The organism is Streptomyces sp. NPDC039423 (genome assembly GCF_055598725.1).
Genome location: NZ_JBVKAH010000002.1, coordinates 781181 through 796499, shown reverse-complemented (window position 1 = coordinate 796499; position 15319 = coordinate 781181). Strand labels below are relative to the sequence as shown.

General features: G+C 71.1%; 12 protein-coding genes and 1 tRNA gene. 1 reads left to right on the top strand and 12 read right to left on the bottom strand.

Annotation, left to right across the window (positions count from 1 at the left end; all coding sequences use genetic code 11):
- Positions 1 to 23: 23 nt before the first annotated feature.
- The 12 genes from prfA to ACZ7LK_RS09585 all read right to left on the bottom strand — a co-directional run bounded on the left by prfA (position 24) and on the right by ACZ7LK_RS09585 (position 14984).
- Positions 24 to 1103 carry a peptide chain release factor 1 gene (gene prfA, locus ACZ7LK_RS09640; RefSeq protein WP_392272009.1) on the bottom strand — a complete coding sequence of 360 codons (1080 nt, stop codon included), beginning with the start codon at positions 1101 to 1103 and terminating at the stop codon, positions 24 to 26.
- A gap of 105 nt (positions 1104 to 1208) precedes the next feature.
- A complete protein-coding gene (rpmE, locus tag ACZ7LK_RS09635) occupies positions 1209 to 1433 on the bottom strand; it encodes a 50S ribosomal protein L31 (RefSeq protein ID WP_392272010.1) in 225 nt (74 codons plus the stop codon).
- A gap of 132 nt (positions 1434 to 1565) precedes the next feature.
- The gene (locus ACZ7LK_RS09630) at positions 1566 to 2663 is read right to left on the bottom strand and encodes an LCP family protein (RefSeq protein WP_471139355.1); all 1098 of its coding nucleotides are present in this window, start codon (positions 2661 to 2663) and stop codon (positions 1566 to 1568) included.
- A gap of 254 nt (positions 2664 to 2917) precedes the next feature.
- On the bottom strand, positions 2918 to 3493 hold the full coding sequence (locus tag ACZ7LK_RS09625; protein WP_471139353.1) for a hypothetical protein: 576 nt from the start codon (positions 3491 to 3493) through the stop codon (positions 2918 to 2920).
- A 226-nt stretch (positions 3494 to 3719) separates the two neighbouring features.
- Positions 3720 to 5426, bottom strand: a complete 1707-nt coding sequence (locus ACZ7LK_RS09620) for a trypsin-like serine protease (protein WP_471139351.1) — start codon at positions 5424 to 5426, stop codon at positions 3720 to 3722.
- A gap of 310 nt (positions 5427 to 5736) precedes the next feature.
- Positions 5737 to 7818: a transcription termination factor Rho gene (gene rho, locus ACZ7LK_RS09615; protein WP_471139349.1), complete on the bottom strand. Its 2082-nt coding sequence runs from the start codon at positions 7816 to 7818 to the stop codon at positions 5737 to 5739.
- A 381-nt stretch (positions 7819 to 8199) separates the two neighbouring features.
- A complete protein-coding gene (gene thrB, locus ACZ7LK_RS09610) occupies positions 8200 to 9117 on the bottom strand; it encodes a homoserine kinase (protein WP_392272015.1) in 918 nt (305 codons plus the stop codon).
- Positions 9118 to 9499: 382 nt separating this feature from the next.
- Positions 9500 to 10558 (bottom strand): threonine synthase, encoded by a 1059-nt coding sequence (gene thrC, locus ACZ7LK_RS09605; protein WP_392272016.1) that lies wholly within the window; start codon positions 10556 to 10558, stop codon positions 9500 to 9502.
- A 6-nt stretch (positions 10559 to 10564) separates the two neighbouring features.
- On the bottom strand, positions 10565 to 11857 hold the full coding sequence (locus tag ACZ7LK_RS09600; RefSeq protein WP_392272017.1) for a homoserine dehydrogenase: 1293 nt from the start codon (positions 11855 to 11857) through the stop codon (positions 10565 to 10567).
- A 95-nt stretch (positions 11858 to 11952) separates the two neighbouring features.
- Positions 11953 to 13344: a diaminopimelate decarboxylase gene (gene lysA, locus ACZ7LK_RS09595; protein ID WP_471139345.1), complete on the bottom strand. Its 1392-nt coding sequence runs from the start codon at positions 13342 to 13344 to the stop codon at positions 11953 to 11955.
- Between the two features lie 7 nt (positions 13345 to 13351).
- Positions 13352 to 14428 (bottom strand): ArgS-related anticodon-binding protein NrtL, encoded by a 1077-nt coding sequence (nrtL, locus tag ACZ7LK_RS09590; RefSeq protein WP_471139343.1) that lies wholly within the window; start codon positions 14426 to 14428, stop codon positions 13352 to 13354.
- A 76-nt stretch (positions 14429 to 14504) separates the two neighbouring features.
- Entirely contained in the window at positions 14505 to 14984 is a 480-nt protein-coding gene (locus tag ACZ7LK_RS09585; protein WP_392272020.1) for a response regulator, read from the bottom strand.
- A 120-nt stretch (positions 14985 to 15104) separates the two neighbouring features.
- On the opposite strand from ACZ7LK_RS09585, the gene ACZ7LK_RS09580 reads away from it, so the two are divergent.
- A tRNA-Arg gene (locus tag ACZ7LK_RS09580) sits at positions 15105 to 15176 on the top strand.
- The last annotated feature ends 143 nt before the right edge of the window (positions 15177 to 15319 follow it).

The following is a 15319-nucleotide window of genomic DNA, read 5'->3' as shown; positions in this document are numbered from 1 at the left end:
CCGGGCTGTGCGGGTGTCGGGTCTTACTGGGCGGCGGCGAGCTTGGCGGCGGAGTCGGCGTCGACACACGCCTGGATCACCGCGTCGAGCTCCCCGTCGAGCACCTGGTCCAAGTTGTACGCCTTGAAGCCGACGCGGTGGTCCGAGATCCGGTTTTCCGGGAAGTTGTACGTCCGGATCTTCTCGGACCGGTCGACGGTGCGCACCTGGCTGCGGCGCGCGTCGGCGGCGTTCTTCTCCGCCTCCTCCTGGGCCGCGGCGAGCAGCCTGGACCGCAGGATACGCATGGCCTGCTCCTTGTTCTGGAGCTGGCTCTTCTCGTTCTGGCAGGAGGCGACGATGCCGGTCGGCAGGTGGGTGATGCGTACGGCGGAGTCGGTGGTGTTGACGGACTGGCCGCCGGGGCCGGAGGACCGGTACACGTCGATGCGCAGGTCGTTGGCGTGGATCTCGACGTCGATCTCCTCGGCCTCGGGCGTCACGAGGACACCGGCGGCGGAGGTGTGGATGCGGCCCTGCGACTCGGTGGCCGGCACGCGCTGCACGCGGTGCACGCCGCCCTCGTACTTCAGGCGGGCCCAGACACCCTGGCCGGGCTCGGTCGCGCCCTGGCCGCCCTTGGTCTTCACGGCGACCTGGACGTCCTTGTAGCCGCCGAGCTCGGACTCGGTGGCGTCGATGATCTCGGTCTTCCAGCCGACGCGCTCGGCGTACCGGAGGTACATGCGCAGCAGGTCGCCGGCGAACAGGGCGGACTCGTCGCCGCCCGCGCCCGCCTTGATCTCCAGGATGACGTCCTTGTCGTCGCTGGGGTCGCGCGGGACGAGCAGCAGCCGCAGCTTGTCGGTCAGCTCCTCGCGCTGCTTCTCCAGATCCTTGACCTCGGCGGCGAAGTCGGGGTCGACCTGCGCGTACTCGCGGGCGGTCTCGATGTCCTCGCCGGTCTGCTTCCAGGAGCGGTACGTGCCGACGATCGGGGTCAGCTCGGCGTAGCGCTTGTTGAGCTTGCGGGCGTTGGCCTGATCGGCGTGGACCGAAGGGTCGGCAAGCTTCTTCTCGAGATCGGCGTGCTCGCCGATCAGTTCCTCGACCGCCTCGAACATCGGGGGCTCCTGGTTTCGCGGATGTGGCTGCTGTGGAAGACGGCAAAGCGCCGGTCCCGGCCACCCCGGCGACGCGGGGCGACCGGAGACCGGCGCAGTGGCTCGCTACTTGGAGGAGCCGGCAGCCTTCTTGCCGAAGCGGGCCTCGAAGCGGGCCACACGGCCACCGGTGTCGAGGATCTTCTGCTTGCCCGTGTAGAACGGGTGGCACTCGGAGCAGACCTCGGCACGGATGGTGCCGCCCTGGATCGTGCTACGGGTGGTGAACGACGCGCCACAGGTGCAGCTGACCTGCGTCTCGACGTACTCGGGGTGGATGTCGCGCTTCAAGGTGTCTCCTAGTTTCGGGAGGGCGCCGGGTCGCCCGCGCGGGCTGCGCGTGCGTGAACCGGGGCCGACGTACCAGTCTGCCAGGACCGGCCGTATCTCCCAAAACCAGGGGGTGCCCGGATCTATTCCGGGCTATCTGACCAGCCCGTCGGCCTGCCCCTTCGCGGTGTCCGCGGTGGCGGCGGCGGGGATCGGCCGGTCCGCCTTGAGGGCCGCCCAGACCTGCTGGGACTGGGCCTGGAGGGGGATGACGCGGTTGAGGTCGGCGGGGTCGTACTGGACCGGGAGCGTGACCATGTGGACGTCGTCGGCGCCGAGCTGCCCCAGGCCGCCCGCGAAGTCGGCGAGCTCCTTGACGGAGTCGAGCTCGGAGTCGGGCGTGATCGCCTTGGTGGCGGTGTCGGCGAGGTTCCACAGCTTCTTGGGGCTGCTGAAGACGCCGACGCTCTTGGCCTGCTCGATGAAGGCCTTCATGAACGCCTGCTGGAGCTGTATGCGCCCGAGGTCGCTGCCGTCGCCGACGCCCTTGCGGGTGCGTACGAGGCCGAGGGCCTGCTCGCCGCCGAGGGTGTGGGTGCCGGCGGGGAGGGCGAGGTGGCTGCTCTTGTCGTCGATCGGCCGGGTGGTGGTGATCTCCACGCCGCCGAGCTCGTCGATCAGCTTCTTGAAGCCGGTGAAGTCGACCTCGATGTAGTGGTCCATGCGGATGCCGGACATCTTCTCGACCGTCTTCACCGCGCAGGCCGGGCCGCCGACCTCGTACGCCGTGTTGAACATGGCCTTGTGCCGGCCGGCCACCTTCGCGCCGGACTTGTCGGTGCAGTCGGGGCGCTCGACGATCGTGTCGCGGGGCAGGGAGACGACGCTGGCCTTCTTGTGGCCCTCGTACAGGTGCAGGACCATCGCGGTGTCGGAGCGGGCGGCGCCCTCGTCCCTGCCGTACGCGCCGTTGGCGCCGGAGCGGGAGTCGGAGCCCAGGACCAGGATGTCCATGGAGCCGTTGTCGACGTCCTGCGGACGCTCGTCGTCGCGCAACTGGGCGTTGATGTCGACGCTCTCGATGTTGCCGTTGAGCGTGAAGTACACGTACCCGAACCCGCACCCGCCCACCGCGACCAGCCCGGCGGCGGACCAGGCGGCGACGGTGAACGCCTTGCGTCCCTTGCCCCGCTGGATGCGGCGGCGTCCGGTGGCGCGTATTCGGCTGGTCCTGCTGCCCTGCTCGGCCATGTTCTCCTCAGTCCTCGCTGGTTCCGCTACCCCCAGCTGTGGTGATCAGGCACTGTGTGGCCTGTCAGACGGGGAAGCGGCCCAAAGGGTTGCACGGCCGGGTAAAAGGCCCCTCAGGGCGCCCCGCGCGTGCCGCACGGCCGCCCGGCGCACCCGGACGCCCACCGACCAGCGGTTTCGCCGCCCCGCTCAGCAGGACGCGGACGGCCCCGACCCCCGCCACGGCGTGACGGAGATCCCACCGGACCGGGGTGTCACGCCTTCAGGCGCAGGGCGAAGGAGCACCTGAGGGTCTGGCTGAACCGCCAGTCGCCCTGCCGGTAGTCGTACCTGCACGACGTCGCGTCCCGCCGCACGGGGCCGGTGATCCGGAGCCGGGCCATGTAGACGACCTCGCTGACCGTCTTAGCCTGCACCGTGAAGCCCCGGGGGGAGTGGTCCCTCAGCTCACGGAAGCGGGGGGAATGCGGGTCGCCCTCCTTGACGAGCAGAGGAATACCGTCGGTGTCGTCCAGGCTGTAGGCGCCGTACCGGTCGATTTCCACACCGCCGGGGACGTCCAGGATTTCCGCCCCCACGATTTCCACGTCGTCGTCGGACATGTTGGTGGGCACGGGAATCGCGTACCAGAAAACGTCCCCGACGGCGGCGTGCTCGTACCCGACGGTTCCCGAGGAGTGGTTCCCCCCGTCGAGAGCCCTGCCGGTGAGCGTCCCGGGCGCCTTCTCCGGTCCCCCGGCACAGCCCGCGGCCACAAGGCACGACAGGGCCAGGAGGCACGCGATGCCAGGACGGGCGAACCGCACCCCCGCGGACGGCCGAAGACTCATTCTCATCCCCCGTTGTTCGTTCCCCCGGCTCGCATCACCGGGGCGGCATCTCGCGCACGGAATGCGTGACGATCATGCCGGGCTCAGGCACATGGAAGCACCATTCATCGGCTCGGTGGTGGGTCTCGTGCAAGATCTGAGCGCTTATTGAGCTTCCCCGGGAAAACGGAAGGTGCCCACCGCCTGAGAGGCGATGGGCACCGACCGGGAAAGGGCGCGCCGGACGTCAGCCGAACAGGTTGTACGCCTGCCAGCCGGTGCCGAAGTCCTTGCGGGCGAGGAAACCGCCCCTGCCGTTGCCCGGGTACAGCCAGAGCTTGCCGGCCGTGTCGCGGGCGAGGACGTCGGCGACGCCGTCACTGTTGACGTCACCGGTGGTGGCGAGCGCGTTCATGGAGCCGAAGGCCCCGACGAGGACGGGCGCGGCCCACGGCTTGGTGGCGACGCCGGTGCCCTTGTAGAGGTAGGTCTTGCCGTCCTTCGCGCGGGCGAAGATGTCCGCCTTGCCGTCGTTGGTGAAGTCGCCGTGGCCGCGGACCATCGTGTAGGAGCCCCAGCCCGAGCCCACGGCGACGGGGGCGGCGAAGGCGCCATTGCCCTTGCCGGGGTAGATGCGCATGGTGCCGGTCGAGTCGACGGCGATCATGTCGGGCAGCTCGTCGCCCGTGACGTCACCGGGGAGCAGGATGGCCTTGTGCTTGCTCCAGCCCTTGGCGATGAGCTTGGGGTCGGCGGTGTCGCTGTACGACCAGTAGACCTCACCGTCACTGAACCGGTAGAGCAGGTCCTGAAGACCGTCTTGGTTGAGGTCGTCCTGCGTGATCATGTTCACGCCGGTGGGCTTGCCGAGGTTGTAGGTCCGGCTCAGCGAGGTGACCTTCGAGGTCCAGCCGAACAGCGTGCCGTCCGACGCACGTCGTGCCAGCAGGTCGGCGGTGTGGTCGCCGCTCAGGTTGGAGTCGGCGACACGCGCCTGGACCGGCGCCGAGTAGGTGGAGACCTTCGCGTAGACGCCGTACTTGCCCTGTGCGGAGCAGTCGACATCACCCCAGGAGACGACGCCGACCAGCTTGCCGCCCACCACGAGGGGGCCGCCGGAGTCACCGTTGCAGGTGGTCTCGCTCGTCGCGTCACTGCCGGTCGGCGCGGCACCGGCGCACAGCATGTGGCCCCTGACGAAGCCCTCGCTGTAGGCGGTTGCGCAGTTCGTGTCGGACACGACGTCGGCGTCCGCGACCTTCAGGGTCTGCGAGGCGCTGTTGGGCTCCGTGGAGCTGGTGCGGCCCCAGCCGTACACCTTGCCGTCCAGACCGGCCTGGTAGAGCGCGGAGTCCGTCGGCTGCGCCAGCGGCAGCGGCTTGACGGTGGTGGGGGCGGCCAAGGTCAGGACGGCCACGTCGTTGTCGAGCGTGTACTCGTTGTACGACGGGTGGTGCCACTGGCGGCTGACGTTGTACGCCTTGCCTCCGTGGAGGTCCGTACCCGTCGGCAACTGGTCGGTGCCCACGATGATGCTGCCGACCGCGTACCACTTGATGCCCTTGACGCAGTGGGCCGCGGTGAGGACCTTGGTCGGGGCGATCACGGCACCGCCGCAGAAGTAGCCGGCGCCGGTGCTGTCCTTGAAGTGCAGCTGCGCCATCCACGGCGCGGTGGAGATGGAGGTCTCCTGCCCGCCGATGATGCGGGCGCTGGGCGCGCTCTCCACGGAGGCGTCCGGCTGCTTCACCAGGGATCGCGGGCTCTTGGCGTCGGCCGCCATCGCGTCGGCCGCGCGCTGGGCCAGTTCCTCCTGCGGAACCGTGTCCGACTGCGACGGCAGCGCGCTGATGCGAGGCGCCTCGCCTGCTTCCGCCGAGTCGGAGTTCGTGACGGCGATACCGGCCCCCACCAGGGCGACGACTGCGGCGGCGGCCGGCAGTGCCAGTGTCATACGGCGCCGGTGACGGCCGCCGCGCGTGCCTATCTGCACTGAGTAAACCCCTTGGGTCGACCCGGCGGAGCGCGACCGCAACGCCGGAAGAATCCATGACGGTGGCGGGGCGTGACTGCTACACGGGCAGTGAGCCGGAAAACCCCCCTGGCCTCGGCTCGGACTGCGCGGCGGAATCCCCCCACGTCGATGGGAGGATGCTACGCCTGTCAAGTGTTGGTTGACCAGCGGTGGGTGAGAATCCCGTGAAAAGGCGTGAAAAAGGCCCTCCCCGTCACCGAAGTGACCGGGAGGGCCTCCTGATACGACGTCAGTCGTTGCCGTTGCCGGCCGACGGGGTCGTCTTCTGGATCTGGAGCAGGAATTCGGCGTTCGACTTCGTCTGCTTCATCTTGTCGAGCAGCAGCTCGATCGCCTGCTGCTGGTCGAGCGCGTGCAGCACCCGGCGCAGCTTCCAGACGATGGCGAGCTCGTCGCTGCCCAGCAGGATCTCCTCCTTGCGGGTGCCGGACGCGTCGACGTCCACCGCCGGGAAGATGCGCTTGTCGGCGAGCTTCCGGTCGAGCTTGAGCTCCATGTTGCCGGTGCCCTTGAACTCCTCGAAGATCACCTCGTCCATGCGCGAGCCGGTGTCGACCAGCGCGGTGGCCAGGATGGTCAGCGAGCCGCCGTCCTCGATGTTGCGCGCGGCACCGAAGAAGCGCTTCGGCGGGTAGAGCGCGGTCGAGTCGACACCACCGGAGAGGATGCGGCCGGAGGCGGGCGCCGCGAGGTTGTACGCGCGGCCCAGGCGGGTGATCGAGTCGAGCAGGACGACCACGTCGTGACCCAGCTCCACCAGGCGCTTGGCGCGCTCGATGGCCAGCTCGGCGACGGTGGTGTGGTCCTCGGCCGGACGGTCGAAGGTCGAGGAGATGACCTCGCCCTTGACCGACCGCTGCATGTCGGTGACCTCTTCCGGACGCTCGTCGACGAGGACGACCATCAGGTGGCACTCGGGGTTGTTCGTGGTGATCGCGTTGGCGACCGCCTGCATGATCATGGTCTTGCCGGTCTTCGGCGGGGCCACGATCAGGCCTCGCTGCCCCTTGCCGATCGGCGACACGAGGTCGATGATCCGCGTGGTCAGCACACCCGGGTCGGTCTCCAGACGGAGACGGTCCTGCGGGTAGAGCGGGGTCAGCTTGTTGAACTCGGGGCGGCCCCGGCCGGAGTCGGCGGCCATGCCGTTGGCCGAGTCCAGACGGACCAGCGCGTTGAACTTCTCGCGGCGCTCGCCCTCCTTCGGCTGGCGTACGGCGCCGGTGATGTGGTCACCCTTGCGCAGGCCGTTCTTGCGGACCTGGGCGAGGGAGACGTACACGTCGTTCGGGCCGGGCAGGTAGCCGGAGGTCCGGATGAACGCGTAGTTGTCGAGGATGTCCAGGATGCCCGCGACCGGGATCAGGACGTCGTCCTCGGAGACCTGCGGCTCGCCGGCCTGGAAGTCGTCGCGGCCACGGCGGCCACGACGGTCGCGGTAGCGGCCACGGCGGCCGCGGCGGCCGCCCTCGTCGTCGAAGTCGTCCTGCGGGCCGGTCTGGCCGCCCTGCTGGCCGCCCTGGCGCTGCTGACGCTGGCCGCCGCCCTGCTGGTCGTCGCCCTTGCCGCCGCGGTCCCGCTGACGGTCACGCTGGCGGTCCCGGCGTTCGCCGCGGTCACCACGCTCGCCGCGGTCGCCGCGGTCGCGCTGGCGGTCGCGGCGGCTGCCCTCGGCGGTGTCGGCGGACGCGTCGCCCTTGGTCTCGGGCTGGCCGTCGGCCCGGGTGTCGGTCTTCGCCTCCGTACGGACGTCGGCGCGGACCTCGGTCCGGACGTCGCCCTCGGGGCTGCCGGCGGGGGCGGTGGCGCGACGGCGGCGGCGCTCGCCGGCGGGCTGGTCGTCACCGGAGGCGCCGCCCTGCTCGGCCGGGGCCGAAAGCTTCGGGGAGGGCTGGCCGGGGATCTCGATCTGCTGCTGCGCCACGGCCTTGTCGGCCTTCTCGGCGGCCTTGTCGATGCCCTTGTCGGCCTTGCCGGAGGCGTCCTCGCCCGTGCGGGCCTTGGAGGTGGCGCGACGCTTGGGCTTCGTCTCGGCGGCACCTGCCGCGTCGGCGGTCTTGGGCGCGGAGGCACCGCCTCCGGCCTGCGCCTCCTTGATGACCTCGATCAGCTGGCTCTTGCGCATGCGCGCGGTGCCCCTGATGCCGAGGCCGGACGCGACCTGCTGCAGCTCGGCCAGGACCATGCCGTCGAGGCCGGTGCCGGAGCGGCGGCGCCGTGACGTGGTGCCAGTGGCAGCACCTGCGGCGGGCGCGGCGGTGTCGACACTGTTGTCGGCAGTCACGCCCATCAGATCGGTGGTGTCGCTCACGAAGGGTCCTTCCCTGGAGCGGACGTCGGCCTTCTGGCTCGGCGACCGGTTGTGCTGTCCGACAACGGTCCTTGATCGGTGGACCGAGTCGGGGCGGTGGTCCCGCCGGGTACGGCGGAGAAGAGGAACGTGCTTGGGTCCGGCCCGAGGCCCCCTGCTCGGCCCGCTCCTGGGAAAAGCGAGGGGTGTCGCGCGCCGGTTCCGGAGCGTGCTCGAAACTGCTCAGGCAGGCTGCTCAGGCAGTGGAGGAGGCTCCCGGAAGAATGGTGGTCCCGGATGGGGACACTCAGCACCACGCCACAAAGACGTCGGGTGCAGACTCGAGGTTAACACTACCGGCTCCAACAAACATTCCCCCTCTCCAACACCGGCAACCGTGTACTACGGGGCGAGCGGCAGGACGCTCGCGCCCGAGGCGTCGAGGGCCAGCCGGTTGGCCGCCCAGCCCTCGCCCGCCAGCCGCGCGACCTTGTCCGCCGCGCCGCCCTCGGCCAGCGCGAGCACCGTGGGACCCGCACCGGAGATGACCGCGGGAACGCCGTCCGCGCGCAGTCGGTTCACAAGTGCGATGCTCTCCGGCATCGCGGGAGCCCGGTACTCCTGGTGGAGGCGGTCCTCGGTGGCGGCCAGCAGCAGCTCGGGGCGCCTGGTCAGGGCCTCGACGAGCAGCGCGGCACGGCCGGCGTTGACCGCGGCGTCCACGTGGGGGACGGTGCGCGGCAGCAGGCCGCGGGCGGTCTCGGTGAGGACGGGCTTCGCGGGGACGAAAACCACCGGAACGATGGAATCCGACGGGTTCATCCTGATCGCCCGGGCGGCGCCGCCCTCCATCCAGGCGAGCGTGAAACCGCCGAGCAGACAGGCGGCCACGTTGTCCGGGTGGCCCTCGATCTCGGTGGCGAGCTCCAGCAGCGCCGCGTCGTCGAGCCTGGCGTCGCCGCCTATGGTCACGGCGCGGGCGGCGACGATGCCGGCGCAGATGGCGGCGGAGGAGGAGCCGAGGCCCCGGCCGTGCGGGATGCGGTTGGCGCAGACGACCTCCAGGCCGCGCGGCTGGCCGCCGAGCAGGTCGAAGGCCGTGCGCATGGAGCGTACGAGCAGATGGCTCTCGTCGCGCGGGAGGGTCTCGGCGCCCTCTCCGGCGATGTCGATGTGCAGCCCGGAGTCGGCGACCCGGACGACGACGTCGTCGTACAGCCCCAGCGACAGGCCGAGGGCGTCGAAGCCCGGGCCGAGGTTGGCGCTGGTGGCGGGAACGCGCACCCGGACGGCGGCGGCGCGGAACGCGGGACCGGCCATCGCTCGATGACTCTCCTTGGATCTGACGACGTGGTTGTCGCGTGTTGTGCGAGGTCGGGGGGTCGTGGTTCTACAGGGGGTACGGGGGTGGTGCGAGGAGTACGAAGACCCGTGGGCCGCAGCGGCATCAACGGCAACAGCACCGCGGCATATGCGGCGGGGCGGGTTCGGTACAGCCTATCGAAGGAAGGTTCTGTGGCGACATAGGGCGCACAGGAGGCGCACGATGCGTGTCGCGAGCCGTGCCGTGCTTCGGAGTACGACACCGTGCGGGTTGCGATTTTCGGCCAGATTTCGCAGCTCGGGGGCATGGGCCGCCGCGCGGGCCGGAAGGGGGCCGTCCGGGCTCCGGGCGGTGACCCGCCGGAGCCCGGACGGCGCCTCAGACCAGGCCGAGCCGCTCCGCGGCGGTGGCCGCGTCGACCGGTACGGTGACCGGCTGCGGCGCGCCGGCGACCGCCCAGTCCGGGTCCTTGAGGCCGTTTCCGGTCACGGTGCACACGATCTTCTGGCCCGGGTCCACCTTGCCCTGCTCGGCCGCCTTCAGCAGGCCGGCCACCGAGGCGGCGGAGGCGGGCTCCACGAACACGCCCTCCTGAGAGGCCAACAGGCGGTAGGCGCGCAGGATCTCACGGTCCGTCACCTCGTCGATGAAGCCGCCCGACTCGTCCCGCGCGGCCAGCGCGAAGTCCCAGGACGCCGGGTTGCCGATGCGGATCGCGGTGGCGATGGTCGACGGGTCCTTGACGACCTCGCCGCGCACCAGGGGCGCGGAGCCGGAGGCCTGGAAGCCCCACATGCGGGGGGTGCGGGTGGAGACCCCGTCCGCCGCGTACTCCTTGTAGCCCTTCCAGTAGGCGGTGATGTTGCCGGCGTTGCCGACGGGCAGGACGTGGACGTCGGGGGCGTCGCCCAGCATGTCCACGATCTCGAAGGCGGCGGTCTTCTGCCCCTCGATGCGGACCGGGTTGACCGAATTGACCAGCGCCACCGGGTAGTTGTCGGAGAGCGCGCGGGCCAGCGTCAGGCAGTCGTCGAAGTTGCCGTCGACCTGGAGGATCTTGGCGCCGTGGACCAGGGCCTGGCCCATCTTGCCGAGCGCGATCTTGCCCTGGGGCACCAGGACGGCGGAGACCATGCCGGCCCGGACGGCGTACGCGGCCGCCGAGGCGGACGTGTTGCCGGTGGAGGCGCAGATGACGGCCTGCGCGCCCTCCTCCTTGGCCCGGGTGATGGCCATGGTCATGCCGCGGTCCTTGAAGGAGCCGGTGGGGTTGGCGCCCTCCACCTTCAGGTGCACCTCGCACCCCGTGCGCTCGGAGAGCACCTGCGCGGGTACGAGCGGCGTACCACCCTCACGGAGCGTGACGACCGGGGTCGTGTCCGTGACCGGGAGCCGGTCGCGGTACTCCTCGATGATTCCGCGCCACTGGTGAGTCATTGCTGGTTACTCTCCTTCGACCCGCATGATGCTGGCGACACCGCGGACGGTGTCGAGCTTCCGCAACGCCTCGACGGTCCCGGACAGGGCGGCGTCGGGCGCGCGATGGGTGACGACGACGAGGTCCGCCTCGCCGTCCTTGCCCTGCTGGCGCACCGTATCGATGGATACGCCGTGCTCGGCGAAGACCGTCGCCACCTGGGCGAGTACGCCCGGCTTGTCGGCCACGTCGAGGCTGATGTGGTACCGCGTCACCACGTCGCCCATGGGGCTGACGGGGAGCTGGGTGTACGCGGACTCGCCGGGACCCGTCGCGTCGTTGAGGCGGTTGCGGCAGACGGCGACGAGGTCGCCGAGAACGGCGGACGCGGTCGGCGAACCGCCGGCACCGGGCCCGTAGAACATGAGCTGCCCGGCGGCGTCCGCCTCCACGAACACGGCGTTGTACGCGCCGCGCACCGAGGCGAGCGGGTGGCTGAGCGGGATCATCGCGGGGTGCACGCGCGCGGTGACGGACCCGCCGTCCGCGGCCCGCTCGCAGATGGCGAGCAGCTTGATGGTGCAGCCCATGCGCTTGGCGGAGGCGAAGTCGGCGGCGGTGACTTCGGTCATCCCCTCGCGGTACACGTCGTCGAGGCGTACGCGGGTGTGGAAGGCGATGCCGGCGAGGATGGCGGCCTTGGCGGCGGCGTCGAAGCCCTCGACGTCGGCGGTCGGGTCCGCCTCCGCGTACCCGAGGGCGGTGGCCTCGTCGAGCGCCTCGGAGTACCCGGCCCCGGAGGTGTCCATCTTGTCGAGGATGAAGTTGGTCGTGCCGTTGACGATGCCGAGCACCCGGTTGACCTTGTCGCCGGCGAGGGACTCGCGCAGCGGGCGGATCAGCGGGATGGCGCCGGCGACGGCCGCCTCGTAGTAGAGGTCCCGGCCGTGCTGCTCGGCGGCCGCGTACAGGCTCTGGCCCTCCTGGGCGAGGAGCGCCTTGTTCGCCGACACCACGGAGGCGCCGTGCTCGAACGCGGTGGTGATCAGCGTACGGGCGGGCTCGATGCCCCCGATGACCTCGACGACGACGTCGATGTCCCCGCGTTTGACCAGGGCGGTCGCGTCGGTGGTGATGAGCTCCTGTGGGATGCCCTCGCGCACCTTGGAGGGCCGGCGGACGGCGACACCGGCGAGCTCGACGGGCGCGCCGATCCGCGCCGCGAGGTCGTCGGCGTGCGTCGTCATGATGCGCGCCACCTCTGAGCCGACCACTCCACAGCCCAGCAGCGCCACCTTCAGCGGACGCGTACGCATCATCCGACCTCGTTTCTCATACTTCTACGGTGTGGACCAGTCTCACTCACCGGACGGATGTTTCTCCCTTCCGTCCGGATTATGAGACATCTATTTCATCAGCCGACATCGAGACGCAAAAGATCTTCTTCCGTCTCACGCCGGACGACGACCCGCGCCTCCCCGTCCCGCACCGCGACGACGGGCGGCCGGAGGGCGTGGTTGTAGTTGCTGGCCATGGACCGGCAGTACGCGCCGGTGGCCGGGACGGCGATCAGGTCGCCCGGCGCGACGTCCGCCGGCAGGAACGCGTCCTTGACCACGATGTCGCCGCTCTCGCAGTGCTTGCCGACGACCCGGCTGAGCATCGGCTCCGCGTCGCTCGTCCGCGACACCAGCGCGACCGAGTACTCGGCGTCGTACAGGGCGGTGCGGATGTTGTCCGACATGCCGCCGTCGACGCTCACGTACGTTCGCAGCCCGGCGAGCGGCTTGACGGTGCCGACCTCGTAGAGCGTGAAGGCGGTGGGGCCGACGATGGCGCGCCCAGGCTCGACGGAGATCCGGGGGGTACGCAGCCCCGCCGCCTCGCACTCCCGCGTCACGATGTCGCCGAGCGCCTTGGCGATCTCGTGCGGCTCGCGCGGGTCGTCGTCGGGGGTGTACGCGATGCCGAGGCCGCCGCCGAGGTCGATCTCGGGCAGCTCGACGCCGTGCTCGTCGCGGACCTGCTTGAGCAGCCCGACGACCCGGTGGGCGGCCACCTCGAACCCGGAGGTGTCGAAGATCTGCGACCCGATGTGGGAGTGGATGCCGATGAGCTCCAGCCCGTCGAGCTTCAGCGCCCGCCGTACGGCCTCGGCGGCCTGGCCGCCGGCCAGCGCGATGCCGAACTTCTGGTCCTCGTGGGCGGTGGCGATGAACTCGTGGGTGTGCGCCTCGACGCCCGCCGTCACCCGGATCTGCACCTTCTGGCGCCGGCCGAGCGACTGGGCGATGTGGGCGACGCGGACGATCTCCTGGAAGGAGTCGAGCACGATCCGCCCGACGCCCGCCGCCACGGCCCGCTCGATCTCCGCGGCGGACTTGTTGTTCCCGTGGAACGCGATCCGCTCGGGGGGCATCCCGGCGTCCAGCGCGGTCGTCAGCTCACCGCCCGAGCAGACGTCGAGGTTGAGCCCCTCCTCGTGCAGCCACCGCACGATGGCACGGGAGAGGAAGGCCTTGCCGGCGTAGAAGACGTCCGCGTCCTTGCCGAACGCCTCCGCCCAGGCGCGGCAGCGGGCCCGGAAGTCGGTCTCGTCCAGGAAGTAGGCGGGGGTGCCGAACTCCTCGGCGAGGGTGGTGACGGGGATCCCGCCGACGGTGACGACCCCGTCCTCGTTCCGCGTGACGGTCCGGGCCCAGACCTTCTCGTCCAGGCGGTTGAGGTCGGCGGGCGGGGCGGCGTAGTGGCCCTCGGGGAGGACATCGGCGTGACGGGGCCCGGCGGGGTGTGCGGAACGGCTCATTTCTCTCTCACAAGTAGTCAGGGGCGCTGATGCCGAGCAGGGCCAGGCCGCCGGCCAGCACCGTCCCGGCGGCTTCGGCGAGGGCGAGCCGGGAGCGGTGGGCGGCCGAGGGTTTCTCGTCGCCGAGGGGCAGCACGGTGTGCTGGAACCCCAGGAACGCGTCGGCTGTGGCCTCCAGATGCCGGGCGACCCGGTCGGGGGCGCGGTGGCGGGCGGCGGCTTCCAGGACGGCGGGGTGGTCGCCGAGGACGGTGAGGAGACGCGGGGCGTCGACCTCCTCCTCGTACGCGGCGCCGATCCCGAGCTGCGCGGCGTTGCGGAGGAGGGCCCGGGCGCGCGCATGGGCGTACCGGACGGTGAACAGCGGGTTGGCCTCGCTCTGGACGAGCAGCCCGTCGGGCGCCAGGGCCCGGTCGTGCGCGGCGGGGCGGAGCAGCGCCCAGCGGGCGGCGTCGGGGCCGAGGGCGCGCACGTCGTGGGTGACGGGGAGGGGGTGGAGGGTGACGGTCTCGGCGCGGGCGCCGGTCTCGGCGCGGGCGCCGGTCTCGGCGCGGGCGCCGGTCTCGGCGCGGGCCGCGCTGCCGCTGTCGGGTACGTCGGGTACGTCCGCGGCGTCGGTCACGTCGGTCACGTCGGCGCCCTGGGCGCGCAGCAGGTCGCCCACGGCGCCGGCCAGGACGACGGCCCGGACGTGGTCCGGGTGGCTCAGCCGGAAGGCGCGCCCCTGGAGGGTGGTGCCGTGCCCGTACCGCCGCCCCCGGGTGAGGACCTCCCGCACCAGGGCGTGGCCGCCGCGGTCGGCGAGGGTGATGTTCAGGAACCCGGGCCCGGTGATCTCGACGCGCGCGATGCCCTCGGCCTCCGCGATGCGGGGCACCAGGACCCGGGCGACGCCCAGCGGCTCCATCCCGGCCTCCCGGGAGAGCTGGAGCGCCGCGTTGGTGGCCCAGTCCCCGCGCCCGCCGGGCCGCGGGCGCTCCACCTTCACGCGCTCGGGCACCCGCGCCCGCTCCCCCAGCGCGCCCTCACCGACCGCGCGGCGCACGGCGTGCAGCACGGTGAGCGAGAGGTCTGCGGGGGTCACGGGACAAGCGTATGGGAGGAGGCCCCGTCGGACGGAACCGGTTTCGCCATCCGGGCAGCGCCACCCGACCGGCCGGTCAGCTCCAGGCACTCCCGGCATGTCCGGCACCGCTGCGGCCGTCGACGGGCGGCGTCTCCCGGTGCATGAGCTGCCGCACCAGCCGCACGAGCTCGGCCGGCTCGAAGGGCTTCGCCAGGAACGCGTCCACCCCGGCGGCGAGCCCGCTCTCCACCTCGTACTGCGCGCACGCGCTGACGATCGCCACGGGCAGGTGTCTGGTCCGCGGATCCTCCCGCAGCCGCTCGGCGGTCCGCAGACCGTCCAGGCGGGGCATGACGACGTCGAGGGTCACCACGTCGGGCCGGACGTCATGGACCACGTCCAGACACTCGGCACCATCGGCCGCGGTCACGACCTCGAAGCCCTCCAGCTCGAGATTGACCCTGATCAGCTGCCGGATGACCCTGTTGTCGTCCACGACGAGCACCCGGCCGGACACGCCTGACACAACTCGAGAGTAGGTCGAGCCGCTGCCCTGCGTCCGGGTTTTCCCCACTTCCGCCCCCCACGGGCGACCCGGCCCTCCCGGCCACCCCTAAATACCTGTTCACAGGCACCGCCCCGGAGCTGGTAGTGTTCTACCCGTCGCCGCGAGCAACACCACCGCGACGGACACGCCCCCGTAGCTCAGGGGATAGAGCAACGGCCTCCGGAGCCGTGTGCGCAGGTTCGAATCCTGCCGGGGGCACAGAAGCCGGAACAGCGTGATCATCCCGCTGACCAGCACATGTGCCAGACGCTGAGAGCCGGACCCAGTCCCACTGGGTCCGGCTCTTTGTCGCTGTCTATCACTGGTCCCGTGTGAGTGGCGTGTGGGGCCATCCTGCACCT

What these genes read in the sequence shown, in the direction of transcription:
- ACZ7LK_RS09630 (WP_471139355.1), bottom strand. Translation starts at nt 2,663, where the DNA reads ATGGCCGAGCAGGGCAGCAGGACCAGCCGAATACGCGCCACCGGACGC.
- ACZ7LK_RS09620 (WP_471139351.1), bottom strand. Translation starts at nt 5,426, where the DNA reads ATGACACTGGCACTGCCGGCCGCCGCCGCAGTCGTCGCCCTGGTGGGG.
- ACZ7LK_RS09625 (WP_471139353.1), bottom strand. Translation starts at nt 3,493, where the DNA reads ATGAGTCTTCGGCCGTCCGCGGGGGTGCGGTTCGCCCGTCCTGGCATC.
- thrB (WP_392272015.1), bottom strand. Translation starts at nt 9,117, where the DNA reads ATGGCCGGTCCCGCGTTCCGCGCCGCCGCCGTCCGGGTGCGCGTTCCC.
- lysA (WP_471139345.1), bottom strand. Translation starts at nt 13,344, where the DNA reads ATGAGCCGTTCCGCACACCCCGCCGGGCCCCGTCACGCCGATGTCCTC.
- thrC (WP_392272016.1), bottom strand. Translation starts at nt 10,558, where the DNA reads ATGACTCACCAGTGGCGCGGAATCATCGAGGAGTACCGCGACCGGCTC.
- prfA (WP_392272009.1), bottom strand. Translation starts at nt 1,103, where the DNA reads ATGTTCGAGGCGGTCGAGGAACTGATCGGCGAGCACGCCGATCTCGAG.
- ACZ7LK_RS09600 (WP_392272017.1), bottom strand. Translation starts at nt 11,857, where the DNA reads ATGATGCGTACGCGTCCGCTGAAGGTGGCGCTGCTGGGCTGTGGAGTG.